Below are 25,675 nucleotides of genomic sequence, written 5' to 3'. Positions count from 1 at the left end.
TTCTTGAACAGCCAGCCCGAAAACACCTTGTTCCAGGCCAGACGGTTCTGCGTGGTCGCGCGTTCCTCGACAAACACCTGGACGAACGCGCCGGTGTCCTGCGGGTCTTCCCACGGGGCGGTGCGTTCGCATGTCGCCAGCTTGATGATGACATTGCCCACGCGGCGCGATTCGCCCGGCTTCAGCACCACGTCCTGCGTGATGTTGTTGCGCTTGTTGATCAGGCCGATCGTGGCGACGCGGTCTTTTACCGGGGTGCCGTAGTTGTTCTGATCGACGCCGCTGGCTAGCGCCGACGGGCCGGCGGTCTCGGTCGCTTCAGCCGGCGGCGGCGCTTCCGTCGCGCGATTGCACCCGGCAAGCAGCGCAACAGTCAGCATTGGCGCGCAGCAAGCGGCAACGGCGATGCGCGATACGGAACCGGAGCGTTTCATCGGATGTTTAAGCCTGGTCGGGCGACCAGGGCTCGTAATCGCCCGTTGCGGGCGCGCGGTGGCCGCCGCGTGCCAGCGCGCCGGCCGGCAGATAGGCGTCCGACGTGCCGGTGGCGTTGGGGGTATAATCGACTTCCCACACCCGCGCCGGTGGCAGATTGCTCTCGGGCACGCCGACAAAGCTGCCGTGCAGCCATCCGTGCCATTCGGGCGGCACGCGGCTGGCATCGTTCGCGCCGTTGTAGATCACCCAGCGCTGTTCGCGCCCGGCAAACGGATGACCCATGGGATAGGGCTTCAGCCCGCGAAAATAGACATTGCCCTGCGCATCATGGCCGACCTGTTCGCCGTTGCGCGCGCTGAACAGCCGCGTGCCGATCGTTGCGCCGTTCCACCAGGTGAATATCGTGCCGAGAATGCTCATGGGGTCTGCGCTTAGCCTCTGATGAGGGGGTGAGGCAAGGATGTCGTGCGGGCTTATTACCAGCTCACCTTGTCGCCCGCCACGATACCCAATTGCGCCGCGCGGCCCGCGTTCAATTCCAGCACGCCCGAGACCGCGCCCGCCGACGGCAGCGGCGTTTCGTCATAGGGCACGGCATTGGCCGCGATGTTGAGAATTTTGTGGTCCGCGCCGATGTAGATGATGTCGAGCCCGATCACGGTGTTTTTCATCCAGAACGCGGTGCGCTGTGGCGGAGCATAGGGAAAGATCATGCCTTCGTCGGCACCCATTTTAGTGCGGAACATCAGCCCGTGTTCCTGTTCGGCGGGGGTCGCGGCGACTTCGACCTTGAACGCGTGCACCCCGTGTGCGGTGGCGATGGTCAGCGGGATGATCGCCAGGCCCGAGATCGGGTGCAACGGGCTGGCGGCCGACGTGGCGGCGTTGCTGGCCGCGACCGGCGAGCAGGCGGCAATTCCGGCGAGCATCGCGCCGGCGGCGAGAAACCCGGTCAGCCCGGTCGAAAATTTACGAATCATCGGCTTCATCCACCCATTCCTGTGCCGCGGTACCAGATCCCGCTTCGACCATCGCGCGCGCCGATGCAAGCGGGTGGCCCGCGCGCATCATCGCGGCGACCTGCCGCGTGCGCGTGGCGGGGTCGAGCCGGCTATCACCGCCGTCCGCTGAACCGCGCCCGAATGGCCCCAGTCGTTTGCGCCGCGCAAATTCCAGCGCGGCGGTGCGCCGTTCCAGCTCACTGCCCCCGGCTTGCGCAATCAGCGGCGCCGCGATTCCGTCGCGTGCCAGTGTCTCGGTAATCCGCCGCGCGCCAAACCCCCGCCGCATCAGCCCTGCCCCTCGCGCCTGCGCAAACCCGGCATCGTCGATATAGCCCAGCGCAACCAACCGCTCGACCACGCCCGCCAGATCCGCCGGGGCCTCGCCATCCCACCCGCGCTCGCGGATCTTGCGCTTCAGATAATCGGTCAGCCGGCCAGCACTCGTCGCAAACCGCGCGACATAACCCAGCGCCATCTCGTCGATCTGGCGCGCGTCGAGCGGCCGCGGCGCCTTACGCTGTTTTTGCTGCCATTTTTTGGGGCCGGCACGTTTGTGTTCATCGTCGTCCATCGCCGCGCCTTATTCGTGCCACTTTCCCGGATATAGAAGGACCATGGCCCAATGTACGTGTTTGTGCGAGGGTCCTTGAACACCATTTTGGGGTAGCCAATGACCGTTCCCACAGTCGCCGACCTTGCGGCGGACTTGGTTCCAACGCCCAATGATGATGCACAGCCGCGGCGCTATGCCGATTTCGCGACGTTTTGCGATGCGCTCGATTTTGCGGCCAACGGTCTGCGCGGTTTCAATTTCCACGATCCGCGCGGCACGCTGATCCGCGCCTATCCGTATTCCGAACTGCGCGCCGATGCGCTGGTCGCCGCGCGCCGCCTGATCGCGCGCGGGATCGCACCGGGCGACCGCGTCGCGCTGATCGCCGAAACCGGGCCCGAATTCGCCGCGCTGTTCTGCGGCGCGATCTATGCCGGCGCCTGGCCGGTGCCGCTGCCGCTGCCCACCAGCTTTGGCGGCAAGGACAATTATATCGACCAGATCGCGGTACAACTGGCCAGTTCCGACCCGCACGTCCTGCTGTTTCCCGACGAAATCGGCGCAATGTGTGCGGTCGCCGCTGCACGGCAGGGCTGCCCAGGGCTCGCCTGGACCGAATTCGCGGCGATCGAGCCCGCCACCGCAGACCTGCCGCGCGCCGATCCCGATGCGATCAGCTATCTGCAGTATTCCAGCGGATCGACTCGCTTTCCCCATGGCGTTGCCGTTACGCACCGCGCGCTGATGGCCAATCTGGCCGGACATTCGCACGGCATGTTGGTGCAGGATGGCGATCGCTGCATCAGCTGGCTGCCGTGGTATCACGACATGGGGCTGGTCGGCTGCTTCCTGTCGCCGATCGCCAACCAGGTATCGGTCGATTTCCTGCGCACCGACGATTTCGCGCGCCGCCCGCTTGCCTGGCTCGATCTGATCAGCCGCAACCAGGGCACCACGCTGTCGTATTCGCCGACGTTCGGTTACGATATCTGCGCGCGCCGCATTTCCAGCCAGACCGATGTCGCGCAGCGTTTCGACCTGTCGCGCTGGCGCGTGGCGGGCAATGGCGCCGACATGATCCGCCCCGACGTGATGCAGAGCTTTGTCGATGCCTTTGCGTCATCGGGTTTCCGCGCCGCCGCCTTCCTGCCCAGCTATGGCCTGGCCGAAGCGACTTTGGCGGTCACGCTAATGCCGCCGGGCGAAGGCATCCGTGTCGAGCTGGTCGAGGAAGAGCGCCTGTCGGGCACTCCGCGCGATCTGTCGCGCCCCGCGCGCTATCGCGCGATCGTCAACTGCGGGCTGCCCGTGCGCGGCATGGAAATCGAGATACGCGGCGAAAACGATGCGCCCGTTGCGCATCACCACATCGGCAAAGTGCTGTGCCGCGGGTCGTCGGTGATGCATTCGTACTTCCGCGATCCCGCTTCCACGGCAGCGGCGATGATCGGCGACTGGCTCGATACCGGCGACATGGGCTATCTCAATTCCGAAGGATACCTGTTCATCGTCGGCCGCGCCAAGGACATGATCATCATCAACGGCAAGAACCACTGGCCGCAGGATATCGAATGGGCGGTGGAACAGCTGCCCGGGTTCCACCAGGGCGACATCGCCGCGTTTTCGATCGAGACCGAATCGGGCGAGGAAGCCCCCGCCGTCCTCGTCCATTGCCGCGTCTCGGATCCTGAGGAACGGGTGCGGCTGCGCAACGAAATCCGCGACAAGGTCCGCGCGATCACCGGCATGAATTGCGTTGTCGAACTGGTTCCGCCGCGCACCCTGCCACGTACCAGCTCGGGCAAATTGAGCCGCGCCAAGGCCAAGACGTTGTACCTGACCGGCGCAATCGAGCCTTACGACCTGGCAGCCTGACGCAAACGCCATGAGGCGGGATTGGTCGCGATCCGCATGACCGCCGCCAGCACCGCTTCGTCTGCCGGCCGGATACCTTCGGTCGCGGCGTAAGTGTTGCCCATGGGCTCATAATAGGCGGTCACGGCGAGCGGCGCGCGAAAATGGCGGTCTTGCGCCGGGGGAAGCACCAGCGCGAGGTCGTTGATCTTGGCGCAAGGGCCAGGGTCGCCCGCCATACCGAACCAGGTGCCGGACTTGTCCCCCGCCTGCCAGCCGACCGGTATGCCGGCGCGCAACCGCTTCAGCCCCGTCGGCGATGCTTTCATCCAGCCCCACAGCAGCGCGCGCGATTGGCCCGACAGCGTAGTGCCGGTCAGCAGCCGGGCGACCGTCGCGGCCATTGCGGCAGGCGTCGTGGTATCATGCACCGCGCCGGGGCCGACGCGATTGAGTTCGGGCTCGGTGTGATCGAGCCGGCTGACGCTGTCGCCAAGGCTGCGCCAGAATGCCGTTACCGCCGCCGGGCCACCAAACCGTGCCAGGAGCGTGTTCGCGGCCAGATTGTCGCTGCGTTCGACAGCCGCCGCCAGCAGCGCAGCAATCGGCATCCCTTCGGTGCCTGCCAGTTTTTCGTCGGCGGCGACTCTGACCGCTACGGGCTCGGTCACAGGCGATGCGGGCAGCACGTCGAGCACCGTAAACGGCACGACTTCGTCGCCGCGCGCGTGGCCGGCATCGATCTGCGCGAGCACCATCGCGGCCAGCGACAGCTTGAACGTCGAACACTGCGTAAACCGCTCGTCCTGCCGCCAGCCGAAACCGTGGCCGGTGGCGGAGTTCAGAACCATGACGCCCAGCCGGCCGCCCGCATGCTGCTCCAGTGCGGCCAGGCTTGCGATACCGGGATGGATGGCCACAGCCAACGCAGGCGCGGGCACGAGCGCCGCCCCAATTCCCACAAGCACAGCCCGTCGATCGATCACGGCCAAAGCGATGCCCCCTCCTCCTCGTCATCCCGGGCTTGACCCGGGATCCCGCTGCCTTTTTGCGCGCTCTCGCCAGACAAAAAGCGGGATCCCGGGTCGAGCCCGGGATGACGTATGATGGGAGGCTGGGTACCGGCTTCGTATTCCGGCGACCAGCACGTTTTCCGACCAACTGCCAAGCCCCATCGACGCGCCGCGTGACACCGCGGCTTTGGCTCTTGCAGCCGCGACCCCGGCAGGCCATCTTGGCGTCACCCGATTTGCCTCCACACGAGTTGACAGCCATGGCCAGCACCGGCGCCGACAGTCTCCCCACGATCACGCTTACCCCGCCCGACCCGGTGCCGGTGGTCGCGCCTGCGCAAGCCGCCGGGCTGGTGCCGATCGACGACAGCAAACGCACAGAGCTCGACAAGCGCGCCGATGCATTTGTCGCCGACCTGGTTGCACAGGATGCCGCCAGCCCCGAATTCGGGCAGCGCATCGACCAGTTGACCGCGATGGGCGCCCAGGAAATCAGCGCGGCGGCGGGCATGTCGAACCGGTTTCTCGACCGCCCGGTGCGCGCGATGGACAAGGACAGCGGCGTCGGATCGGACCTTGCCGCGCTACGCCGCACGGTCGAGGATCTCGATCCGGGCAAGAAAGGCGTGACCACCGGGGGCCGCAAGTTCCTGGGGATCATTCCGTTCGGCAACAGCGTGAAGAAGTATTTCGACGGCTATGTCTCGGCGCAGGGCCATATCAAGGCGATCCTCGACCGGCTGGCGTCGGGCAAGGACGAACTGCTGAAAGACAATGCCGCGATCGATGTCGAACGGTCCAAATTGTGGGATGCGATGGGCAAGCTGGAGCAGATGATCCACATCGCGCGCACGCTCGACCAGAAGCTGGAGGATGCGGCGCTCGATCTCGATCACACCGATCCGGCCAAGGCCAAGGCTGTGCGCGAATCGGCGCTGTTCTACACACGCCAGCGCACGCAGGACCTGCTGACGCAAATGGCGGTGACCGTGCAGGGTTATCTGGCGCTCGACCTGGTCAAGAAAAACAATGTCGAGCTGGTCAAGGGCGTCGACCGCGCCAGCACGACCACCGTCGCCGCGTTGCGCACCGCCGTGACCGTGGCGCAGGCGATGACCAACCAGCGGCTGGTGCTGGCGCAGATCACCGCGCTCAACACCACGACGGCCAATATCATCGATGCCACCGGCAAGATGCTGAAGGACAACACCGGCAGGATTCACGAGATGGCGGCATCGAGCACGATCCCGCTCGAAACGTTGCAACGCGCATTCCAGAATATCTATGAAACGATGGATTCGATCGACACGTTCAAGCTGAAAGCACTCGATTCGATGAAACAGACCGTGACCACGCTGTCGAGCGAAGTCGAAAAGTCGAAAGGCTATATCGCACGCGCGCAGGCGACCAGCACCACCCCCGGAATCGCCGCGCCGCATCCCGCGCTTTCGCTCGACGGCGGCGTGTAACGATGGCGGGCGAAGCCACCGACCATGCGCAGATTCTCGCTTCGGCGCGCAGCACGCTGGCGTTTCAGCAGACCGGCGGGCGCCGGGTGCCGGGCCGTTCGATCGGGCGGCGCTCGGCCGAACTGAAGCGCCAGCATGCGTTGCGCAAACTGATGCGCGCAAGCCTGGCCGTAGGCGTGATCCTGCTGGCCGCGATCCTTGTCGGGACCGTGATCGGCGGCATCGGCATCGGCGGGTTCATGCTCACGCTGCTGGCAATCGTGGGCGCGCTTGCATTTTTCGCGGCCTATCCCCGGCTGAAAATCCCTGATCTTGGCGCGCTCAATCGCGGCGCCGATGTGCGCGCAACCGTGGGCCGCACGCAACTGTGGCTGGAATCGCAGCGCGCCGATCTGCCCCTGCCTGCCGCGCGGCAACTCGATGAAATCGGCACGCGGCTCGATGCGCTGGGCACGCAACTGGCAGGCGTCGATCCGTCCGAGCCGGCGGTCGGCGATGTGCGCCGGCTGATCGGCGAACATCTGCCCGGCATGGTCGCCAGCTATACCAAGATCCCGGCGCATCTGCGCAATGAAACGCGCAGCGGCAAGACCGCCGACGTGCAATTGACCGAGGGCCTGGCCAAGATCAGCGACGAGATCGACGCGCTGTCACGCCGCCTGGCCGAAGGCGATATCGATTCGCTGGCGACCGAGGCGCGGTATCTCGACTATCGCTATGGCAACACGCTCGAAGACGGCACGAAGCAACCCTGATGCGCATCGAAATCCCGCATACCCTGAGCAAGGACGAAGTCCGCCGCCGCATCGCCGCGCGAATGGGCGATGCGCAGGACAAAGTCGGCGGCATGATCGGCGGGACAGTCGATCTGGCGCTTCACTGGATCGACGAAGATCGTCTGGCTGTGGATGCGACCGCGATGGGCTATACCGTGCCATCGACGATGGACATTACCGACGATGCGCTGGTGTTCGAAGTCACGATCCCGCCCGGCCTGGGTTTTGCCCGTGGCATGATCGAAACCATGATCCGCAAACGCGGCGAGAAACTGCTGGCTTAATCCTCCCCGGAACGGGGAGGGGGACCGCCCGCAGGGTGGTGGAGGGGCCTCGCCTCATGCCGATAACCCGGCGAGCGGGCACGGACACCGGCGCGACCAGGCGCAATTTGCGTCATGAGGCACCGCCCCTCCACCACGCTTCGCGCGGTTCCCCTCCCCCAAGGGGGAGAATTTTTAGAACGCTATGCTGCCCTGGTTGTGGAGTTGCACCAGCAGCGCGACCGTCGCCTCAGATTTCGCCAGCGCGGCATCCACCTCGAAGCACGCCTGCGCGCACACCGCCCGCGCAAAGTCTGCGCAGGGCCCGGCACATTCGTGGCATTCGCCGTCCACCATCAGCAGCACGTCACCGCCCGGGTGCGCGATAAACGCGAACCGGCTGGCCGGATTGCGCTGCAGCCATGGCCCAGTCGCAATCGTCCGCCGCATACCGGCCGCATCGATCTCCGCATCGGGTGCCCAGTCGATCTCGGGATATTTGCGCGTGGTGGTATAGCGCCCGAACCAGCGCGCAAACGCGGCGGGATCCAGCAGCGTCTGCGCGATCATCCCCTGCAATTGCGTAAGCGCGGCGGGGGTGATCTCGCCGGGATTGTCCTGCAGCGCGAGGCCCGGATCGGCATAGCGGTCGTCGTCGACCAGGCCGCCCAGCACGTCATCGACCCACAGCCCGATCAGTTCCTGCCGCGACGGCGCGCGAAACCCGATCGAATAGGTCATGCAATCGTCGCCCACCGCGACACCCTCGTGCGCAAACCCGGGCGGCACATACAGGATATCGCCCGGTTCCAGCACCCATTCGTCGGTCGCCGCGAACCGGGCGAGCAGGCGCAAGTCGTCGTGGTCCAGCAGCGGCGTGCTGTCATCGCAGCGCGCGCCGACGCGCCAGCGGCGCCGGCCCAGGCCCTGCACCAGAAACACGTCATAGTGATCGAAATGTGCGCCGACCCCGCCGCCATCGGTCGCATAGCTGACCATCACGTCGTCGATCCGCCAATTGGGGATGAACCGGAACGCATCGATCAGCGCAGCCACTTCGGGCACCTGCTGGTCCACCGCCTGCACCAGCATGGTCCAGTCGCGGTCTTTCAAGCCGGCAAAGCGGGTTTCGGCAATCGGCCCCTGTTCGACCGCGAGCGCGCCGGCGGCGCCGACGATCATCCGCGATTCGACATCGGGCTCACACGCCAGGCCGGCCAGTTCGTCGGGCGTCACCGGGTTGTGCCACTCGGCCCAGCCCTGCCGGATCAGCATCGGTTTTTGCTGCCACGTGTCGCGCAAAAAGGCCACGGGATCAAAATTGTCCAACGCCATCACAAGTCTTTGCGATCCAGTTCGAGCAATTCGCGCGGCAGGCGCAAGGTCTGCGCCACCAGCCGCGTTTCCAGCAGCAGATAGACCAGCGCGACCATCAACAGCGTGATCGCGCCAAAAAACGTGACCTGGACCGCGATCCGCAATTCGTGCCCGAGCAGTTCGCCTAGAAACAGCGTGCCCACCGTCACCCCGATACCGATCCCGCTGAGCACCAGCACCAGCAAGGCGTGGCCGATCAACTGGATACGCCGGTCGACATAGCGCATTTCCACGACCACCGCATCGTGTTCGGCGCCGGAGGTCTTGCCATGCAAGGCCTGCAAAGCGCGCGACCGGTCGACAATCCGCCCCAGCCGGGTGGTCAGGATATTCATGATATTGCCGATGGCGACCAGCACGAACACCGGCGCGAGCGACAATTGAATGGTCTGGGCAATCATGGCCCCGTCATGGCAGTGCGGTGCGCGGAATGCTAGGCGGCGTTGACAGATTCACGGCTCGCTTGAACGGGGGAAAGGGGAGGAAAGCTGCCATTGCATCAGAGCGGGCTTCGAGCCATGATTTGAGCATGTTTCCGCCCCTACCTTTATTGCTCAGTTTGGCAACACTCGCAGGCACTTCAATCTGGGATGGCAAACTTGCGCCACCAGGCAGTGCCAAAGGCGAATATTGCAATATAGCGGTCGTTCGAAGCGCCGAGCCGTTAGTTGTGCGTTCGGGTCCGGGGCGAGTTTTTCAAAAGGTTGGCGCTGTGGCAAGTGGTGCGACCGTCTACACCTGCAATGAGGCTGCTGATCTAAAAATTGGGCTGAACCGATATTGGGTTGGAATAGCTTACAAAGGCCGGGCCAACGGATGCGCCGGTGCAACGAATGCCGGTCTTCCCGTCCAGCTGTCCCGGCAATGTCTGACTGGATGGGTCGAGCGCAAATGGATCGAAACATTGACAGGCTGACTTTAATATCTGCTTTTGGTCCTGAGCAGCCATTGTGTGTCTCGCGCCAACCTTAGGCTCGGGAACGGCGGAATGTGGAGGGAAGCCGACTAGCAGCTTCCATTCCCGGACGGCATGATTCAGACCTTGCGCAAGCTTGATCTGGCAATATGCTGGAGGCGTGGATCACGAGGCATTCGAAGACGAAATCCGTTCACCAAGAGAGGTCGCGTTCCGCGCACTCGGCCTGTTTTCTGTCGTCGGACTGGCGCTCGGCGCTGATCGCTCAGACATATTGGATTGGCTAACTGAGCACGATCTCTGGCAGAAACTTTCAGCTTCCGAAATTGGATTTGTCGACACACTCGACCCATCTCGACAGCAATTGGTCAACATAAGCTGGTTGTCCGAACGGCTGGTGATGATCCTGTGGGCACTTGGAGCGGTGGACGCGCTGCCGCCGCCTGACGAACAATGTAACACCGCACTTTTCCAGGAGAAGTTGCCCCCCTTTGCTCTCATCAGCGTTTCGGATTTTGTTACCGCCGCTCAACTTCGGTCACCGACCGAGTTGATCGCAATGGCGGATGATGTGCTGGGGCTTCATTGGGAGGCAAGGGACGCAAGACATAAGGGCCGCACAAGCAATCCGCGCGTCGACATGGAAATCATTCAAGAACGTCATCACGCGATAAATTGGGTCATCGGTTATGACGGACTTGATTGGGACGATGTCACTACCGACACCTGACCATCTGAGCGGCGCCTAAAAAGCATTCGTCCGCAATTAGGCAAATCTCATTACCGCCTGAACGGCGAGAACTAGGCGGTTCCGGTCGCCCAAACTCGTTTCCTCTGGTAGCAGATTTTCTCCTCACCGCTTAGAAAAACCGCTGTTGCCAGCCGTATACCGCCGCGATCGGATCGCCGTTCTGGTCGACTGCCGGGGTAAATCGAAAGCGTTGCGTCGCCAGCTTGCACGTGACCGCGTCGGCTTCGGGATCGCCGCTGGGCTGATGCACAGCGCAATCGCTGACCCGCCCATCGGTGCCGACGGTCAGGATCACGATCACCGCCGTGCCGAGCCGTTTGGCCCGGCCCGCTTTGGGATAATCGCTTTCGACCAGGTCGCCTGCGATCTTGACCGGTTTGGTCCTGGCGTACCGCCCGCCCGAGCCATTGCCGGCGCCGCCGCTACCAGGGCCCCCAGCCGTGCTGGCACCGCCGGTGCCTTCGCCACTCGCGCCCGCACCCGACCGGGTTTCGCTGCCCGCCCCGGCAACCGGCGCGGCGGGTGGCGCAGTGATCGGCAATCGCGGCGCAGGCGCAACGATCTGGTCCGCGCTGGCGCGCTTGCCCGCCGCGCCGCCGGCCCCTTCGTGCGCGTGTTCGGCGACGCTATTGCTGGGTGGCGGGGGCGCGGCGGGCGGTGCCATTGCCACCAGCACCGGCCCCAGTCCGACCTGCTCTGTCAGCGCACGTACGCCACCAAAAGCGCGCATCAGCGCAATCCCCAGCAGGATATGTAAAGCCGCGATCGCCACAAGCGCGCCGATCCGCGCGCGCGGCGACAGGGCAGGAGTGTCAGCAAACCCGGACATCGGCCGACCGCTATCAGATTTCGAGCAGGCTGTCCTCGCGCGCCAGGCTGTACAACGTGAGGCCATGCAGATGCGCCTGATCGACCGCCATCGTCGATGCGGCCGAAATCGTCGCCAGCACCGGCACATTGGCGATCACCGCCTTTTGCACCAGCTCGAAACTGCACCGCGCGGTCAGCACGACAAACCCCGTCGCCGGGTCGATCCCGCCATGCGCCAGCGCACCGATCAGCTTGTCGAACGCGTTGTGCCGCCCGACATCTTCGCGCACCATCACGATCGTGCCGTCCACATCGCAGAACGCGGCAGCGTGCGCCGCGCGCGTCGCGCGGCCCAGCACCTGGTGATCCCCCAGCGCCGCAACGGCACGGAAAATCGCGGCCTTTTCGACGGTCAACCGCGCCGAAACCGGAGTCAGCGGGCGCAGGACCTGTTCCAGGCTTTCGATCCCGCACAGCCCGCAGCTGCCCTCGGCCAGCCGCAAGCGCGCGCGATCGAGCAACGGCCCGGCCGCCGGCGCATCCAGCGCAACGCGCAGCATCCATCCGCCCGCCATGCCCGCAACAGGCGGCACTTCGAACGCATCGGACGACAGGTATTCGCCGGCGCTGACAATCAATTGCTCCGACAGGCAGAACCCCAGCGCATAGTCATCGAGATCGGCCGGTGTCGCCATCATCACCGCATAACCGATGCCGTTGATCTCGATCGCCACCGGCGCTTCATCGACCAGCGGCCGGGTCAGTTCGCGCGGCGCGCTGCCATTGGCGAAATGCTCCGTCACCGGCGCATCGCGCGCGCCGTCAACCACCATCCGCGCCATGATCCTTCGGATCGGTCGCGGCGACCTGGTGCGCCGGATGGATGCCCCGCGCCAGTTGCGCGAACGCGGCCGCGCCGACCGGACCCAGTTCGTGCGTGCCGTGATCGAACACTTGTTTCTTCATGGCCTCGGTCCAGAACGCGTGGATATGGTCCGCCAACGTCGCCACCGGGTCCTTGTCGTGGCGCAAGTTGGCCTCGATCTGGTTGACCATGCGCACCAGCTTCGCAGTGGTATCGACGTGGTACCCGCCCTCGCTCATTCCGCCGCCTCAGCCGAAATGCGCCGCGACAGGTCGGAATGCGCTTCGTACTCTTCCTGCCACTGGCTCGGGCCGTTCGATGGCGTGATCTGCACCGCGGTCACTTTGTATTCCGGGCAATTGGTCGCCCAGTCCGAATTGTCGGTGGTGATCACATTGGCCTGCGTCGTGGGGTGGTGGAACGTGGTGTAGACCACGCCCGGTGACACCCGGTCGGTGACGGTCGCGCGCAAGGTCGTCTCGCCCGACCGGCTCGCCAGCCGCACCCAGTCGCCGGTGCGCACGCCGCGATTTTCGGCATCGGACGGATGGATTTCCAGCAAATCTTCGGCATGCCATTGCGCGTTTTCGGTCCGGCGCGTCTGTGCGCCAACGTTGTATTGCGACAGGATGCGCCCCGTCGTCAGCAGCAGCGGGAAGCGCGGACCCGTGCGTTCATCGGTCGGAATGTATTCGGTGACGATGAACCGGCCTTTGCCGCGCACGAACGCATCGGCGTGCATGATCGGCGCGCCATCGGGGAATTCGGCGTTGACCGGCCACTGCAGCGATCCGGCCTCGTCGAGCCGGGCAAAGCTGACACCGGCGAATGTCGGGGTCAGCCGCGCGATCTCGTCCATGATCTCGCGCGCGTGGGTGTAATTCCAGTCGAGGCCCATCGCGCGCGCGAGCAGTTGCGTCACTTCCCAGTCTTCATAGCCGTTGAGCGGCTCCATCACCTTGCGTACCGGCTGGATGCGGCGTTCGGCATTGGTGAATGTCCCGCTCTTTTCCAGGAACGTCGATCCGGGCAGGAAGATATGCGCGTAGTCGGCTGTCTCGTTCAGGAAAATATCCTGCACGATCACGCATTCCATCGCCTTCAGGCCGGCCACGACATGCCTGGTATCGGGGTCCGACTGGACGATGTCTTCGCCCTGGATATACAGGCCCTTGAACTTGCCATCCGTCGCGGCATCGAGCATGTTGGGAATGCGCAGGCCCGGCTCAGGGTCGATCGGCACGCCCCACGCGGCCTCGAACATGGCGCGCGCATCGGGATCCGACACATGGCGATAGCCCGACAGCTCGTGCGGGAACGAGCCCATGTCGCACGCGCCCTGCACGTTGTTCTGCCCGCGCAGCGGGTTTACGCCCACGCCGCGCCGGCCGATGTTGCCCGTCGCCATCGCCAGGTTCGCAATCGCCATCACGGTCGAAGAGCCCTGGCTGTGCTCGGTCACGCCGAGGCCGTAGTAGATCGCAGAATTGCCACCTGTAGCAAACAGTCGCGCCGCACCGCGCAGCAATTCGGCATCGACCCCGGTGACCGGCGCCAGAAATTCCGGGCTGTTGCGATGATCGGATACGAAATCGGCCCAGTCGCGGTATTCGTCCCAGTCGCAGCGTTCGCGCACGAACGCTTCGTCAGCCAGACCTTCGGTGACGATCACATGCGCGATCGCGGTCAGCACCGCGACATTGGTGCCTGGACGCAACGGCAGGTGATAGTCGGCCGCAACATGCGGCGAGCGCACCAGGTCGATCCGGCGCGGGTCGATCACGATCAGTTTCGCACCCTGGCGCAGACGCTTTTTCATGCGGCTGGCAAACACCGGATGCCCATCAGTCGGATTGGCACCGATAACCAGCATCACGTCGCTGTGTTCGACGCTGTCGAAATCCTGCGTCCCGGCCGATGTGCCGAATGTGTTTTTCAGCCCGTAGCCGGTCGGCGAATGGCACACGCGCGCGCATGTATCGACATTGTTGGTGCCAAACCCTGCGCGCACCAGCTTCTGCACCAGGAAGCCTTCTTCATTGGTGCAGCGGCTCGACACGATCCCGCCCAGCGCGTTGTTGCCGTATTTCGCGCCGATCCGCGTGAATTCGCTGGCGGCATGGGCGATCGCCTCGTCCCAGCTGACTTCGCGCCAGGGCTGGTCGATCTGTTCGCGGATCATCGGCTTGGTCATGCGGTCCTGATGCTTGGCATAACCCCAGGCAAACCGGCCCTTAACGCAGCTGTGCCCGCGATTGGCCTTGCCATCCTTCCACGGCACCATGCGCACGACCTCTTCGCCGCGCATTTCGGCGCGGAAGGTGCAGCCCACGCCGCAATAGGCACAAGTCGTGATGACCGAGCGTTCGGGCTTGCCGATCGTCTTGACCGCTTTTTCATTGAGCGTCGCGGTCGGGCAGGCCGAGACGCAGGCACCGCACGACACGCATTCGGATGACATGAAATCGTCGCTGGCCAGCCCCGCGCTGACCTTGGAGCCGAACCCGCGCCCGTCGATCGTCAGCGCAAAGGTGCCCTGCACTTCCTCGCACGCGCGCACGCAGCGCGAACAGACGATGCATTTCGACGGATCGAAATCGAAGTAGGGGTTCGAAATGTCGGTCGCCGCGCCAAGGTGGTTGTCGCCGTCATAGCCGAACCGCACATCGCGCAGGCCGACATTCGCGGCCTGGTCCTGCAATTCGCAATCGTTGTTGGCGCTGCACGTCAGGCAATCGAGCGGGTGATCGGAAATGTACAATTCCATCACGCCGCGCCGCAGCTTCTGCACCTTTTGGCTTTGCGTGTGCACGACCATGCCTTGTGCGGCGGGCGTGGTGCACGACGCCGGCGTGCCGCGCATGCCGTCGATTTCGACCAGGCACAGCCGGCACGAACCGAACTGTTTCAGATTGTCGCTGGCGCACAATTTGGGGATCGACCCGCCCGACAGCGCGGCGGCGCGCATGACCGTGGTGCCGGCGGGCACGCTGATCTCGCGGCCATCGATCGACAGGGTGACGATCGTGTCGCTGTGTACTTCGGGAGTGCCGAAATCGGCCTGGGGTTCATAGCCCATGCGCGTGGTCCTTTGCCGCGATCAGATCGCCGGGGGTGTTGATATTGAACGGTTTGCGCGACAGATGTACGCCGCGCGCGCCCGTGCGCAAGGCAAAGGCGCGCATCGAATGCATGGTATCTTCGGCCAGCAGCGCATCGAGCGTGGCTCGGACTGCGACCGGCCACAGCCCGATCACCGGCGCGTCGATCGCATAGGCCGGCCCGGGCGACAATTCGCCGACCAGATCGGCTGGCAGATCGAAGCCATCGACGGGGATTGCCAGCACCGCATCGAAACCGTGCGCAGCCGCGTGATGCAGCGCGCCGTTGAGCCCGCCCAGCGGACCCATCCCGGCCTGCGGCCGATCGGCAACGCCCGGTTCCCGGCCCGCGACGATCACCGCATCACACTGGCGTTCCAGGCTGGCGACGGCGCGCGCCATCAACGGCCGCCCCGCAAGCTCGGCCAGCGCCTTGTCGCTGCCGAAACGGCGTGACTGGCCGCCGGCCAGGACCACGCCCATGATCCGCTGCGCGATCATTCGGCCGCTTCCTCCGCCGGCACGGCAATGCCGAAATCCTCGGGAAAATGGCGCAAAGCCGATAACACCGGATAGGGCGTGAACCCGCCGAGCGCACACAGCGATCCGAACTTCATGGTTTCGCACAGATCGGTCAGCAGTTCGACATCATCGGCCAGGCTGCGCGGGCCTTTGCGGGCATTGTGCATCTGCGGCAGCGTTTCGACGCGATCGGCCGTCCGGCCCGACCGGGCGCGGATGCGGTCGATCACTTCGACGCCGCGGGTCGATCCGATCCGGCACGGCGTGCATTTGCCGCAGCTTTCGACCGAGCAGAATTCCATCGCAAAGCGCGCCATCGCCGACAGATCGACCGTATCGTCGAACACGCTGATCCCGGCATGGCCGATCAACCCATCGGCGGCGGCAAAGCTTTCGTAATCGAACGGCAGGTGAAAATCGGCCGGCGGATGATACGCCCCCAGCGGCCCGCCGACCTGCACCGCGCGCACCGGACGCCCGCTGGCGGTGCCGCCGCCGATGTCGAGCACCAGTTCGCCCAGCGTGATGCCGAATCCGACTTCGAACAGCCCGCCATGGCGGACATTGCCGGCGATCTGGATCGGCATCGTGCCGCGCGACCGGCCAAAACCGATGTCGGCATAGGCCGCGCCGCCATGCGCCATGACCCAGGGCACGGCTGCCAAAGTCAGCACGTTGTTCACCACCGTCGGTTGGCCGAACAGCCCTTCGAGCGCAGGCAGCGGCGGCTTGGCGCGCACTTCGCCGCGCTTGCCCTCCAGGCTGTTGAGCAGTGACGTTTCCTCGCCGCAGACATACGACCCGGCGCCGACGCGCACCTCGATAACGAACGGCGCAATGATCGCCGCCGAGCGGATCACCGCCTCGCGCATCTTGGCGATCGCATGCGGGTATTCGCTGCGGATATAGACGTAACCCCGCTGCGCGCCGACCGCGAACCCGGCGATCGCCATGCCCTCGATCAGCAGGAACGGATCGCCCTCCATCACCATGCGATCGGCAAAGGTCGCGCTGTCGCCTTCGTCGGCGTTGCACACCACGTATTTGCGGGCCGGCGCGGCCTTGGCGACCGTGGTCCACTTGATCCCGGCGGGAAACCCCGCGCCGCCGCGCCCGCGCAGGCCCGACGTGGTAACTTCGGCAATCGTCGCCTCCGCGCCCAGTCCGCGCGCGCGATCAAGCCCGGCCCATCCGCCGGTCGCGGCGTAATCATCCAGATTCAGCGGCCGGGTCTTGCCCGCGCGCTCGAACGTCAGCCGCTGCTGGCGCGCGATGAACGGATGTTCGGCAATCGAGCCGATCGCCAGCGCGCTGGTGCCCGCCAGCACCGCGGCGACATCGTCCACGGTCAGCGGGCCAAATCCCTGCCCGTCAATGTCTGCCATGGGTTCAAGCCAGTGCATGCCCCAGCTCGACACCCGCTCCACCGTGGCGCCGGCTGCAGCAAACGCCGCTGCCACATCATCGGCGCCGCATGCCAGCGCCAGCGCATCGTCGCTGATCCGCACGATCATGCCGCGTGCTCCCCCGCCATGGACCGATGTGCGGCGGCGGTCTCGACCAGCGCCGAAAACCGAGCCGGCGTCAGCCGCGCATGCAACGTATCGCCGATCAGCGCATTGGGCCCGACGCTGCACAGCCCCAGGCAATAGATCGGCTCGATCGCGACGCGCGTTTCGCCCGCAAATTCCGCAGCCAAGGCCTCGACCCCGCGCGCCTTGCAGCTTTCTGCGCGGCATAGTCTGATCACCGGCCGGGTGTGCGGCTCGACATGGAAATCGTGATAAAAACTCACCACGCCATGCACTTCGGCGCGGCTGAGATTGAGCGCCAGCGCGATCGTGCGCTCTGCCTCTTCGCTGACGTAGCCAAAGGCCGCCTGCACATCGTGGAGGATCGGCAGCAAGGCGCCTTCTGTCGATGCGTGGACCGTCAGAATGCGGTCTAGTTCGCCAAAGTCCCTGGGAGTGTCGGTCATGCCTGGTCTGTCGCTCATCCGTCATAATCGGGCAACCTGCCCCTGTGAGTCAAATCGAAACCCCCAATGCCTGATAGGTTCCGTCTATCACAAACGCCCGCGCCACCGCCAGCGCGGCTTGCGCGCGCGGCAGCAGCGGGTCGCGGTCAAGCGCTACCAGCCCGACCCGGCGTGCCGGCTCGAGCGGATCGAGCGGCAGAAACCGCGCCCAGGCAACATCGCCGAACAGATGCGCATAGCTGTCGGGCACGATCGACGAAAATGCACCCGATGCCACCAGCGCAAACAGCGCGATATGGCTGTCAGCCGTGGCACGGGGGCGCGCGACATGTCCAAGCGCAGTCAGCCGCTGATCCAGAATGCGGCGATACAACATGGTTTCGTCGAGCAGGCACAGCTCCTGCACCACGGCCTCGTCCCAGGTCACGCTGGCGCGATCGTCGAACCGCCCGCCGCGCCGCGTCAGGAACCTATAATCTTCGCTGGTCAGCGGCACGCTGATCAGGCCCGGCGAAGGATCCTTGGCCAGATAGGTAATCCCGGCATCGATCTCGAGTGCGTGCAGCCCCTGATCGATCTCACGCGCAGTCGCCGATCGGACCGACAGCACCAAGGCCGGATTGGCCGCCAGCAGGGCCGCGCCGAACCGGCCGATCAGCGGCAACGCCGCAGGGATCGCCGCCAGCGTGAACGGCCCTTCGAGCGGCGCGGCCAGAACCGCCGCATGCATCGCGCCCATCGCACCCAGGATCTGTTGCGCCCAGGGCAGCATCGCCTCGCCATGCGGGGTCAGCCCTATGAAACGCCGGTCACGATCGATCAGCCGCTGGCCGAATTCATGCTCCAGCGCGACCATGCCCGCCGACAATGTCGGCTGCGACACGCCGCATTCGTCGGCCGCGCGCGCAAAATGGCGCGTGCGGGCAAGCGTTACGAAATAGCGCAAATGGCGCAGTTGCATGGGGTGTGTGGCTCCGCGTCAAAGACGCCCTTACCAAGGCTCGCGACAAGCCGAGGGTAGCGACAATCGCCCTGACGGGCAATCAGGCGATCAGGCGGCGCGCGATGCGATTGCTGGGGCGTTCGACCACGCGGTACATCACCAGCGCCAGCGCCAGCGCGCCCCCCACGCCAAGCAACGTGGCGAGCACGCCGCGCACGTCCGGGCCGAAGGCATGCACCTTGCGGTTGACGACTTCGAGTACGTACGGGTGCAACAGGTACAGCGAATAGCTGGCATCGCCGATCGCCAGCAGCCCGGCTGGCCAGCGAAGACGCGGACCCAGGCCCAGCAGCGCAAGCAGCAGCACTGCGCTGACGATCCCGCCCGTCGGCAAAGGACCGCCGATGCCGTGGTTGGCGCCTGTTGCCAGGATGCCCATCGCAATGATCGCTATGCCGGTCGCGAGCCCGTGGGGAATGCGCATCAGGCGCGCTTTCATCGTGTGCCAGATCAGCCACGCGACGATGCCGCAGGCGAAATTGAGCACGATCGGCGCGGTCCAGAACGCCAGCGGCCAGGTTGCGGGCCAATGCATTGCAGCGCCGTGGAGCGAGGCGATCAGCACCAATGCGGCAGTTGCGAGATACGGCGCAAGGCGTGCCGACACGCCCAGGCACAGCGCAAACACGACGTAGAAAAAGGCCTCGTAATTCAGCGTCCAGCCCAGGAACAACAGCGGCATCCATGCGCCGTCTGCGCGCAAGTACGGCCAGAACACCAGCGATCGCACCAGGTTCAGCCCCGACACTTGCGTCGAGGACAGCAGCGACGGCGCGACCGTGGCCAGCGCGAACACGCCCAGCGTCGCCAGCCAGTAGAGCGGCACCACGCGCGCGATGCGTTTCAGCAGGAAATGACGCGGGTCCTGCGCGGCGGCATGGCAGATGACAAAGCCCGAGATGACAAAGAACAGCTCCACGCCAAAGCTGGCGACGCCGGTCCAATGGCAATGGAACACCACCACCGCCAGTGCCGCCACCGCGCGCAAGACCTGCAAGGCGTCGAGACGGGTGGCATGGCGTTGTTTCATCGCTTGCCCCTAGCATGACGCCCGCCAACATTTCCTTTACGCCCCCAGGGGAATCAGCGAGACAGCCCCGATGATCCGCACCATCACCGAACCCGCCCGCCAGATCGATGTCATCCATGAAACCGATGTGCTGGTCGTCGGATCAGGCCCCGGCGGCCTGGCCGCCGCGCTGGCGTCGGCGCGCGCCGGCGCGAAAACCACATTGGTCGAACGTTATGGCTGTTTCGGCGGCAATATCACGCAAGTCGGCGTCGAAGGCTTTGCCTGGTATCGCCACCCGGCCACGATCGACAGCGAGGGCATCGGCCGCGAGTTCGAGGATCGCGCCGTGGCGATGGGTGCCGCGCTGCCCGAACCGCAATCGATCAGCCACGCGCTCGATGCCGAAGCGTTCAAATATGTCGCCGATTGCCTGGTGACCGAGGCCGGGGTGCACCCGATGCTGCACCGCATGTTCGTCGCGCCGATCATGGACGGCGAAGACATCCGCGGGGTCATCGTCGAGAGCAAGGCGGGGCGCGAGGCGATCCTGGCCAAATACGTGATCGATGGCAGCGGCGATGCCGATATCGCCAAACGCGCCGGCGCGCCGGTGTTCAAGATGCCGCGCGCCGAAATGATGAGCGCATCGGTGATGTTTTCGATGTCGGGCGTCGACAAGACGCGGTTCATCGACGCGGTCAAGGCCGACCCGCAGACCTATGCCGACTGGGCCAAGGACGGCGAATGGAGCGTGACCACATCGGGCAAGGAAGACGCGCTGTTTTCGCCGTTCCTGCGCAAGCCGTTCCAGGCCGCCCACCGCGCCGGCGTGCTGCCCGACAATCTGGCGACGATCGCGGGCACCTGGGGCACGGTGTCAGACCAGGGCGACCTGACCTATCTGAACCTCGTCCACATGACCAAGGATGGCACCGATCCCGACGACCTGACCAGCGGCGAAATCGAGGGCCGCGCGCAGGCGATGCAGGCGATCGCCGCGCTGCGCGGGTTCATGCCGGGGTGCGAGGGCGCAAAGCTGCGCAATTTCGGCATGACACTTGGCATCCGCGACACGCGCAAGATCGACGCGTTGTACAACATGACCGACGGCGATGTGCGCGGCCAGGGCCGGTTCGAGGATTCGATCGGGATCTTTCCCGAATTCATCGACGGCTATGGCCTGCTGATCATTCCCACCACCGGGCGCTATTTCCACATCCCCTATCGCAGCCTGCTGCCCCGTTCGGGCCCGCGCAACCTGATCGTGGTGGGGCGCAGCACCGGCGGCGACAAGGTCAGCCACGCCGCGGTCCGCAACATGATGGCCTGCGCGGTGTCGGGCCAGGGCGCGGGCGTGGCAGCGGCGGTTGCGTTGCAAAGCGGGCGCGACCTGCATCGCGTGGATATCGCTGCGGTGCAGGCCGAATTGCGCCGGCAGGGCGCGCGGCTTGACTGATACGCAGGCGAATCCACGCCGCTGGATCCTGCTGGCGCTCGCCGCCATCGCCAATATGGCCGCCTATTACAGCTACGATGCGATCGCGCCGATCGCCGGAATGCTGCATGCGCGCGGGCTGAGCCACGCCGATATCGGCCTGCTCAACGCGGTGTACTCCCTGCCCAATATTCCGCTGGCGCTGCTGGGCGGCGTGCTGATCGATCGCATCGGTGCAGGGCGTGCGGCGGCGCTGGCGTCGGGCCTGTGCCTGGCAGGCGCAGTGCTGACCGCGATCGGCCAGCCGTTTGCGTTGATGGTGACAGGGCGGCTGGTGTTCGGCATCGGCAGCGAAACGCTGTATATCGCGCTGCTGTGTGCGATTGCCGGGTGGTTCACAGGTGGCGGCGGGGCGCTGGCAACCGCTCTGTTTTTTTCGCTGGCGCGGGTCGGGTCGTATCTGGCCGATACCTCGCCCGGCTGGGCGGCGCCCGTTTATGCGCGCGGGTGGCAGGCGCCGTTGTGGCTGGCGGCGGGGTTATGCGGCGCAGGATTTGGCGCGGCGCTGTTGTGCATGCGGTTCGACACGCGGCGCGCGGGCGAACCGTCCGAGCGCATGAATTGGCGCGATATCGGGGCGTTTCCGCGCGCGTTCTGGTATATCCTGTGGCTCAATGTGCTGTTCGCGTCGGTGTTCTTTCCGTTCCGCTCGACGTTTTCGATCCAGTATTTCCAGGACGCGCGCGGGCTGACTCTGGCGCAGGCCGGCCTGACCAACAGCTGGGTGTTTTTCGCCGCGATCATCGCCACGCCAGTCTTTGGCCTGATTGCCGACCGCTGGGGCCACCGCGCCGCGCTGCTGCTGGCCGGCGCCGCGCTGATGCCGCTGACATTCGTGCTGCTGGGCACCGCCGCCAGCCCGCTATGGGTGACGACGGTGATGATGGGCGTGAGTTTTTCGGTGATCCCGGCGGTGATCTGGCCGACCACCGCCATGCTGATCCCCGCGCAGCGCCTGGGCACCGCGTTCGGACTGATAAACCTGCTGCAAAGCCTGGGGCTGGCGGGATCGAACCTGATGGCCGGCGCGCTCAACGATCACTTTGCCGCCGGGCCACTCCATCCGGCCGGCTATGGCGCGATGTTCGTGTGGTTTACCGTGCTGGCGATGATCGCGCTGGTCGCCGCGGGGGCGTTCTGGCGGGCGCGGTCCACCTGAAATCCTCCCCGGGACGGGGAGGATCAATCAGAACGTTTTCGACACGCCGACAAAGAATCCGCGCCGTGGGCCGAACGATGGGGCGCCGACGCCGACGCCGGTGCCGTCACGGATTTCATACACCGCGTTGGCCACGTTCTGCACGTCGATATGCACGTCATAGCCGCTGCCCGCGAACTTGTGCCCGATCGAGGCGTTGAACGTCACATAGCCGGGCAGCGCCGATCCATTGGGCACATTGCTGCCATCGGGCGCGGTTTCGTCGCGGCGCAGGCCCGAGCCGTAGACCATGTCCGCGCTGACCCGCGTTCCATCCAGCGCGCCGCGATTCCAGTGATACGACGCCCCCGCAGAGCCGGTCCAGGTCTGGTTGTGATCGACGTAGATCCAGTGGTTGGCGATATACGCCAGGTCGGCCGCGCTGAAATTGTACTGGTTGCTGTCGATCTGCGTCCCTTGCGCCTTGTCGTACGACAGGTTGCCATAGGCGCTTAGCCCACCCTTCGCGTAGTTCGCGGTCAGTTCGACGCCGTAGATACGGCCCTTGGCGTAGTTGAACGGGGTCAGGATGATCGGCGCGCCGAACTGGCCTTCATCGACCATATGCGTCAGCGTGCGGTAGAACCCGTCGAGCCCGAACGAGAAATGGCGGCCGATCTTCTGCTGAAACCCGGCATCCCAATAGTTTTCGCGCTGGGCATAGCTGGCAACGTCAAGGCTTGCCTGGGGTGCGGCGGTGGTGCCGGCGACTTGCGCCAGATTTTGCGAGGCCACCAGTTCGAACGGCGCGGGCGAGAAATTGCGCGCAAATCCGGCGTGCCCGGTGAACCCGCCCGGCGGGCTCCACACCAGATTGATGCGCGGGCTCAGCTGGCGCTCGTCACGAATACCATCGACTTCATCGAAGCGCAGGCCGTAATTGAGCACGACATGCGGCACCAAGTGCCATTCGTCCTGAAGATACACGCTATAGCTCCGCTGCGCGACATCGGTGAAGTCGTTCAGCAGTGCGGGAGCGCCAAAGATACCGCCGTCCGCGTTGGTCTGGAACACGGCCGTGTCGGTATAGCTGATTGCACGGTCCTGATTGATCAATCCGCCAAAACGCAGCGTATGAAAATCGCCCAGCTTGTAGGCGCTGTCGAGTTGCGCACCGACCGATACGACCCGCTTGCTGGCATATTGCGCGGTGCCGTTGAACAGCAGTTCGCCGGTGTAATCGGGGCGATAATCGAGCGTTGCAACCCGCCCGAAGGCCGAGACCTGCGACGAAAACGCCCCAGCACTGTGCAGCCAGCTGAGCGCGGCAAAGCCGAAGGTCTGCAGCTGCTGTTCATTCAGCGCTTCGCTGGGGAATTGCGTGACCCCGCCGACTGACACCGGATTGCCGGCGAAATCGGTTTGCGACCCGATCTGGCCGGGCGGGTTGGGGATCTGGTAATGCTGGTTGGTATAGCCGCCGGTCAGCGAAATGCGGTCGCTGTCGCCGACGATGCGATCGACATAGCCAAAGCCGTTGAACTGGTTGGATTTGTCGTGAAGCGCGGTGTTGCTGCCGGTGACATTGTCGATGCCAAGCCCGGTGTGCTTGTAATCGCCCGATACGAACCAGCTCGACGCACCCGAACTGCCCGACAGCTGCACGCTTGGTTCGATCGTATCGTGGCTGCCGCCATACAGGCTGACCGTGGTCGAATCCTTCAGGCCCGATTTGGTCGTGATATCGATGATACCGGCGGTGCGCAGGCCGTATTGCGCAGGCAGCGTGCCGGTGACGAGATCGAGCCGCTGGATCAGGCGCGGCGACAGCGTTTGCCCGAACACCGCGACGCTTTCGGGAATGATCACGCCGTTGAGGCGGTACTGCACGCCATTGTGTTCGTCGCGCACGTGGAACTGGCCGAACTGGTCCTGGCTGACGCCGGGCATCTGCAGGATGATGTCCTGGATCGGCTGGTTGTCGCTGCCCGGCAGATTCTGGATCGCGGCCTCGCCCAGGGTGTAGACCGAGGCGCCCAGGCTGGGCTTGATGCTTTCGCGCGCGGTGTCGAGCCGGTGCGCAGTGACAACGATCTGCGAAGGGGGCGACGGCGGCGCTGCGGGGGTGGCCGGTGCCTGATCCGCTGGGGCGGGATCAGCGGCGAACGCAGGTCCGGCAACGCCCAGTGCGACTGCCAGGGCAGTTCCGGCCAAAAGACAACGGGAAATCATGATCATGCGGATGTCTTCATGTCGGGGATGCGGGAACGTGTGCACATGCAATATGTTATGTTATAGTATTACACAAGCAGATATTCGTGACAAATCGGTCAGGAGATGGGGTACGCTGGCGTCGTAAGATTACAATCGGCGATATATCTTTTACTCTTGCAAATTCCTCACTCCGATATATCTTAGACGTATTGACACGCGAAAGACCGGAAACGATGACCGAAACAACCCGCCACCAGACAACCCGCATGCGCCACGAAACCCGCCGCCGCACGCTCACCATCGCCACGATCGAACCGCTGGGCTCGCACATGCGCCGGATCGTGTTTACTGCGCCTGAACTGCACGATTTCGTCAGCGCCGCGTTCGACGATCATATCAAGCTGTTTTTTCCCGATGCTTCGGGTGAAAAGGTCATGCGCGATTTTACCCCGCGCCGCTTCGATACCGCCGCAAAGACGCTGACGATCGATTTTGCCCTGCACGATTCCGGCCCTGCCACGCAATGGGCGGCCTTGGCCGAAGTGGGCGATACGCTCGATATCGCAGGCCCGCGCGGATCGACCGTCGTGCCCGACGATTTCGACTGGTACCTGCTGATCGGCGATGAAAGCGCCCTGCCCGCGATCGGCCGCCGCACGGAAGAATTGCGCGCCGGGGTTCCGGTCATCACGCTGGCCGTGGTTGATGGCGCCGATGACGAACAGACGTTTGCAACGGATGCCGCATGGACCGGGCACTGGGTTCACCGCGATGGCGGCACCGACGCCGACCTGCTGCTGGGTGCGCTTAAAGGCCTGACTTTGCCCGAAGGCGAAGGATTCGTGTGGATCGCTGCCGAAACGTCGGTCGCCAAAGCCTTGCGCACGCACGTAGTCGATACGCTGGGCCACCGCCGCGAATGGACCAAGGCCGCCGGCTACTGGACCAACGGCCTGGCCGACGCAGCCGACAAATCGCTCGACGGCTGAAAAAACCTGACGCGCGGGCTACGCGATGCACCCATCTCGTTGGATTTTGTTTTTCCAACATCATCCGCTCATGCTGAGCCTGTCGAAGCACACGCGCTGACGCCCGCCCGACACGGAAACTGCGCGAATGCAAA

24 protein-coding genes and 1 pseudogene are annotated in these 25,675 nt (G+C 64.8%); 8 read left to right on the top strand and 17 right to left on the bottom strand.

The window, feature by feature from the left end:
* Nucleotides 1-2 precede the first annotated feature (2 nt).
* The 4 genes and pseudogenes from ACOOE2_RS03605 to ACOOE2_RS03590 form a co-directional block, all read right to left on the bottom strand.
* A pseudogene (locus tag ACOOE2_RS03605) lies at nt 3-380 on the bottom strand (DUF2155 domain-containing protein); the annotation flags it as partial.
* A gap of 61 nt (nt 381-441) precedes the next feature.
* A complete protein-coding gene (locus ACOOE2_RS03600; RefSeq protein WP_420381656.1) occupies nt 442-858 on the bottom strand; it encodes an NADH:ubiquinone oxidoreductase subunit NDUFA12 in 417 nt (138 codons plus the stop codon).
* 56 nt (nt 859-914) lie between these two features.
* Entirely contained in the window at nt 915-1,427 is a 513-nt protein-coding gene (locus ACOOE2_RS03595; RefSeq protein ID WP_420381655.1) for a DUF192 domain-containing protein, read from the bottom strand.
* Nucleotides 1,408-2,013 carry a regulatory protein RecX gene (locus ACOOE2_RS03590; protein ID WP_420381654.1) on the bottom strand — a complete coding sequence of 202 codons (606 nt, stop codon included), beginning with the start codon at nt 2,011-2,013 and terminating at the stop codon, nt 1,408-1,410. Before ACOOE2_RS03590 ends, ACOOE2_RS03595 begins: the two co-directional genes overlap by 20 nt.
* Nucleotides 2,014-2,112: 99 nt before the next feature.
* Between ACOOE2_RS03590 and ACOOE2_RS03585 the strand changes: the two genes are divergently transcribed.
* Nucleotides 2,113-3,870, top strand: a complete 1,758-nt coding sequence (locus ACOOE2_RS03585; protein WP_420381653.1) for a fatty acyl-AMP ligase — start codon at nt 2,113-2,115, stop codon at nt 3,868-3,870.
* Here the strand turns inward: ACOOE2_RS03585 and bla are convergent.
* Entirely contained in the window at nt 3,852-4,790 is a 939-nt protein-coding gene (gene bla / locus ACOOE2_RS03580; RefSeq protein ID WP_420381652.1) for a class A beta-lactamase, read from the bottom strand. The genes ACOOE2_RS03585 and bla overlap by 19 nt on opposite strands.
* A 332-nt stretch (nt 4,791-5,122) precedes the next feature.
* Between bla and ACOOE2_RS03575 the strand changes: the two genes are divergently transcribed.
* From ACOOE2_RS03575 to ACOOE2_RS03565, 3 genes are read left to right on the top strand one after another with little or no spacing between them, the layout of a single operon-like run.
* Nucleotides 5,123-6,331, top strand: coding sequence for a toxic anion resistance protein (locus ACOOE2_RS03575; RefSeq protein WP_420381651.1), 1,209 nt, complete (start codon nt 5,123-5,125; stop codon nt 6,329-6,331).
* Nucleotides 6,332-6,333: 2 nt separating this feature from the next.
* Nucleotides 6,334-7,086, top strand: coding sequence for a hypothetical protein (locus tag ACOOE2_RS03570; RefSeq protein WP_420381650.1), 753 nt, complete (start codon nt 6,334-6,336; stop codon nt 7,084-7,086).
* On the top strand, nt 7,086-7,391 hold the full coding sequence (locus ACOOE2_RS03565; protein ID WP_420381649.1) for a polyhydroxyalkanoic acid system family protein: 306 nt from the start codon (nt 7,086-7,088) through the stop codon (nt 7,389-7,391). Before ACOOE2_RS03570 ends, ACOOE2_RS03565 begins: the two co-directional genes overlap by 1 nt.
* 174 nt (nt 7,392-7,565) lie before the next feature.
* Here ACOOE2_RS03565 and ACOOE2_RS03560 read toward each other — a convergent pair whose 3' ends face one another.
* Together ACOOE2_RS03560 and ACOOE2_RS03555 are read right to left on the bottom strand one after the other, a co-directional pair.
* Nucleotides 7,566-8,705, bottom strand: coding sequence for a JmjC domain-containing protein (locus tag ACOOE2_RS03560; protein WP_420381648.1), 1,140 nt, complete (start codon nt 8,703-8,705; stop codon nt 7,566-7,568).
* Nucleotides 8,705-9,148: a DUF2721 domain-containing protein gene (locus ACOOE2_RS03555; RefSeq protein WP_420381647.1), complete on the bottom strand. Its 444-nt coding sequence runs from the start codon at nt 9,146-9,148 to the stop codon at nt 8,705-8,707. The genes ACOOE2_RS03560 and ACOOE2_RS03555 overlap by 1 nt, the downstream gene beginning before the upstream one ends.
* 675 nt (nt 9,149-9,823) lie before the next feature.
* On the opposite strand from ACOOE2_RS03555, the gene ACOOE2_RS03550 reads away from it, so the two are divergent.
* Nucleotides 9,824-10,393 carry a DUF4272 domain-containing protein gene (locus ACOOE2_RS03550; protein WP_420381646.1) on the top strand — a complete coding sequence of 190 codons (570 nt, stop codon included), beginning with the start codon at nt 9,824-9,826 and terminating at the stop codon, nt 10,391-10,393.
* A gap of 130 nt (nt 10,394-10,523) precedes the next feature.
* Here ACOOE2_RS03550 and ACOOE2_RS03545 read toward each other — a convergent pair whose 3' ends face one another.
* The 9 genes from ACOOE2_RS03545 to ACOOE2_RS03505 all read right to left on the bottom strand — a co-directional run bounded on the left by ACOOE2_RS03545 (nt 10,524) and on the right by ACOOE2_RS03505 (nt 19,723).
* Nucleotides 10,524-11,243, bottom strand: a complete 720-nt coding sequence (locus ACOOE2_RS03545; RefSeq protein ID WP_420381645.1) for a TonB family protein — start codon at nt 11,241-11,243, stop codon at nt 10,524-10,526.
* A gap of 13 nt (nt 11,244-11,256) precedes the next feature.
* Entirely contained in the window at nt 11,257-12,057 is an 801-nt protein-coding gene (gene fdhD / locus ACOOE2_RS03540; RefSeq protein WP_420381644.1) for a formate dehydrogenase accessory sulfurtransferase FdhD, read from the bottom strand.
* Complete coding sequence (locus tag ACOOE2_RS03535; protein WP_420381643.1) at nt 12,047-12,328, bottom strand: formate dehydrogenase subunit delta; 282 nt, start codon at nt 12,326-12,328, stop codon at nt 12,047-12,049. Before ACOOE2_RS03535 ends, fdhD begins: the two co-directional genes overlap by 11 nt.
* The gene (gene fdhF / locus ACOOE2_RS03530) at nt 12,325-15,168 is read right to left on the bottom strand and encodes a formate dehydrogenase subunit alpha (RefSeq protein WP_420381642.1); all 2,844 of its coding nucleotides are present in this window, start codon (nt 15,166-15,168) and stop codon (nt 12,325-12,327) included. Before fdhF ends, ACOOE2_RS03535 begins: the two co-directional genes overlap by 4 nt.
* Nucleotides 15,158-15,691, bottom strand: a complete 534-nt coding sequence (gene mobA / locus ACOOE2_RS03525; RefSeq protein ID WP_420381641.1) for a molybdenum cofactor guanylyltransferase — start codon at nt 15,689-15,691, stop codon at nt 15,158-15,160. The genes fdhF and mobA overlap by 11 nt, the downstream gene beginning before the upstream one ends.
* The gene (locus tag ACOOE2_RS03520; protein WP_420381640.1) at nt 15,688-17,226 is read right to left on the bottom strand and encodes an NADH-ubiquinone oxidoreductase-F iron-sulfur binding region domain-containing protein; all 1,539 of its coding nucleotides are present in this window, start codon (nt 17,224-17,226) and stop codon (nt 15,688-15,690) included. Before ACOOE2_RS03520 ends, mobA begins: the two co-directional genes overlap by 4 nt.
* Nucleotides 17,223-17,690 carry an NAD(P)H-dependent oxidoreductase subunit E gene (locus tag ACOOE2_RS03515; RefSeq protein ID WP_420381639.1) on the bottom strand — a complete coding sequence of 156 codons (468 nt, stop codon included), beginning with the start codon at nt 17,688-17,690 and terminating at the stop codon, nt 17,223-17,225. The genes ACOOE2_RS03520 and ACOOE2_RS03515 overlap by 4 nt, the downstream gene beginning before the upstream one ends.
* A gap of 49 nt (nt 17,691-17,739) precedes the next feature.
* Entirely contained in the window at nt 17,740-18,651 is a 912-nt protein-coding gene (locus tag ACOOE2_RS03510) for a LysR family transcriptional regulator (RefSeq protein WP_420381638.1), read from the bottom strand.
* 82 nt (nt 18,652-18,733) lie between these two features.
* Nucleotides 18,734-19,723, bottom strand: a complete 990-nt coding sequence (locus ACOOE2_RS03505; protein ID WP_420381637.1) for an acyltransferase family protein — start codon at nt 19,721-19,723, stop codon at nt 18,734-18,736.
* Nucleotides 19,724-19,793: 70 nt separating this feature from the next.
* Between ACOOE2_RS03505 and ACOOE2_RS03500 the strand changes: the two genes are divergently transcribed.
* Nucleotides 19,794-21,161: an FAD-dependent oxidoreductase gene (locus tag ACOOE2_RS03500; protein WP_420381636.1), complete on the top strand. Its 1,368-nt coding sequence runs from the start codon at nt 19,794-19,796 to the stop codon at nt 21,159-21,161.
* Nucleotides 21,154-22,359 carry an MFS transporter gene (locus tag ACOOE2_RS03495; protein WP_420381635.1) on the top strand — a complete coding sequence of 402 codons (1,206 nt, stop codon included), beginning with the start codon at nt 21,154-21,156 and terminating at the stop codon, nt 22,357-22,359. Before ACOOE2_RS03500 ends, ACOOE2_RS03495 begins: the two co-directional genes overlap by 8 nt.
* 27 nt (nt 22,360-22,386) lie before the next feature.
* Here the strand turns inward: ACOOE2_RS03495 and ACOOE2_RS03490 are convergent, their stop codons facing one another.
* Nucleotides 22,387-24,576, bottom strand: coding sequence for a TonB-dependent receptor (locus ACOOE2_RS03490; RefSeq protein ID WP_420381634.1), 2,190 nt, complete (start codon nt 24,574-24,576; stop codon nt 22,387-22,389).
* A gap of 209 nt (nt 24,577-24,785) precedes the next feature.
* On the opposite strand from ACOOE2_RS03490, the gene ACOOE2_RS03485 reads away from it, so the two are divergent.
* Entirely contained in the window at nt 24,786-25,541 is a 756-nt protein-coding gene (locus tag ACOOE2_RS03485) for a siderophore-interacting protein (RefSeq protein WP_420381633.1), read from the top strand.
* Nucleotides 25,542-25,675 lie beyond the last annotated feature (134 nt).

Origin of the sequence: Novosphingobium sp. (genome assembly GCF_965214355.1) — a bacterium.
Taxonomy (GTDB): domain Bacteria; phylum Pseudomonadota; class Alphaproteobacteria; order Sphingomonadales; family Sphingomonadaceae; genus Novosphingobium.
Note: the sequence above shows the minus strand (reverse complement) of the source record. Positions and strands in the feature narration are given on the sequence as shown.

Bases quoted from the DNA above. Each gene is read 5' to 3' on its own strand.
- ACOOE2_RS03560 (WP_420381648.1), bottom strand. From the start codon at position 8,705: ATGGCGTTGGACAATTTTGATCCCGTGGCCTTTTTGCGCGACACGTGG.
- fdhF (WP_420381642.1), bottom strand. From the start codon at position 15,168: ATGGGCTATGAACCCCAGGCCGATTTCGGCACTCCCGAAGTACACAGC.
- ACOOE2_RS03520 (WP_420381640.1), bottom strand. From the start codon at position 17,226: ATGATCGTGCGGATCAGCGACGATGCGCTGGCGCTGGCATGCGGCGCC.
- ACOOE2_RS03555 (WP_420381647.1), bottom strand. From the start codon at position 9,148: ATGATTGCCCAGACCATTCAATTGTCGCTCGCGCCGGTGTTCGTGCTG.
- ACOOE2_RS03565 (WP_420381649.1), top strand. From the start codon at position 7,086: ATGCGCATCGAAATCCCGCATACCCTGAGCAAGGACGAAGTCCGCCGC.
- ACOOE2_RS03535 (WP_420381643.1), bottom strand. From the start codon at position 12,328: ATGAGCGAGGGCGGGTACCACGTCGATACCACTGCGAAGCTGGTGCGC.
- ACOOE2_RS03510 (WP_420381638.1), bottom strand. From the start codon at position 18,651: ATGCAACTGCGCCATTTGCGCTATTTCGTAACGCTTGCCCGCACGCGC.
- ACOOE2_RS03545 (WP_420381645.1), bottom strand. From the start codon at position 11,243: ATGTCCGGGTTTGCTGACACTCCTGCCCTGTCGCCGCGCGCGCGGATC.
- ACOOE2_RS03595 (WP_420381655.1), bottom strand. From the start codon at position 1,427: ATGAAGCCGATGATTCGTAAATTTTCGACCGGGCTGACCGGGTTTCTC.
- ACOOE2_RS03600 (WP_420381656.1), bottom strand. From the start codon at position 858: ATGAGCATTCTCGGCACGATATTCACCTGGTGGAACGGCGCAACGATC.
- ACOOE2_RS03590 (WP_420381654.1), bottom strand. From the start codon at position 2,013: ATGGACGACGATGAACACAAACGTGCCGGCCCCAAAAAATGGCAGCAA.
- ACOOE2_RS03485 (WP_420381633.1), top strand. From the start codon at position 24,786: ATGACCGAAACAACCCGCCACCAGACAACCCGCATGCGCCACGAAACC.
- ACOOE2_RS03585 (WP_420381653.1), top strand. From the start codon at position 2,113: ATGACCGTTCCCACAGTCGCCGACCTTGCGGCGGACTTGGTTCCAACG.
- ACOOE2_RS03515 (WP_420381639.1), bottom strand. From the start codon at position 17,690: ATGACCGACACTCCCAGGGACTTTGGCGAACTAGACCGCATTCTGACG.
- fdhD (WP_420381644.1), bottom strand. From the start codon at position 12,057: ATGGTGGTTGACGGCGCGCGCGATGCGCCGGTGACGGAGCATTTCGCC.
- ACOOE2_RS03575 (WP_420381651.1), top strand. From the start codon at position 5,123: ATGGCCAGCACCGGCGCCGACAGTCTCCCCACGATCACGCTTACCCCG.
- ACOOE2_RS03505 (WP_420381637.1), bottom strand. From the start codon at position 19,723: ATGAAACAACGCCATGCCACCCGTCTCGACGCCTTGCAGGTCTTGCGC.
- ACOOE2_RS03500 (WP_420381636.1), top strand. From the start codon at position 19,794: ATGATCCGCACCATCACCGAACCCGCCCGCCAGATCGATGTCATCCAT.
- mobA (WP_420381641.1), bottom strand. From the start codon at position 15,691: ATGATCGCGCAGCGGATCATGGGCGTGGTCCTGGCCGGCGGCCAGTCA.
- ACOOE2_RS03570 (WP_420381650.1), top strand. From the start codon at position 6,334: ATGGCGGGCGAAGCCACCGACCATGCGCAGATTCTCGCTTCGGCGCGC.
- ACOOE2_RS03490 (WP_420381634.1), bottom strand. From the start codon at position 24,576: ATGATCATGATTTCCCGTTGTCTTTTGGCCGGAACTGCCCTGGCAGTC.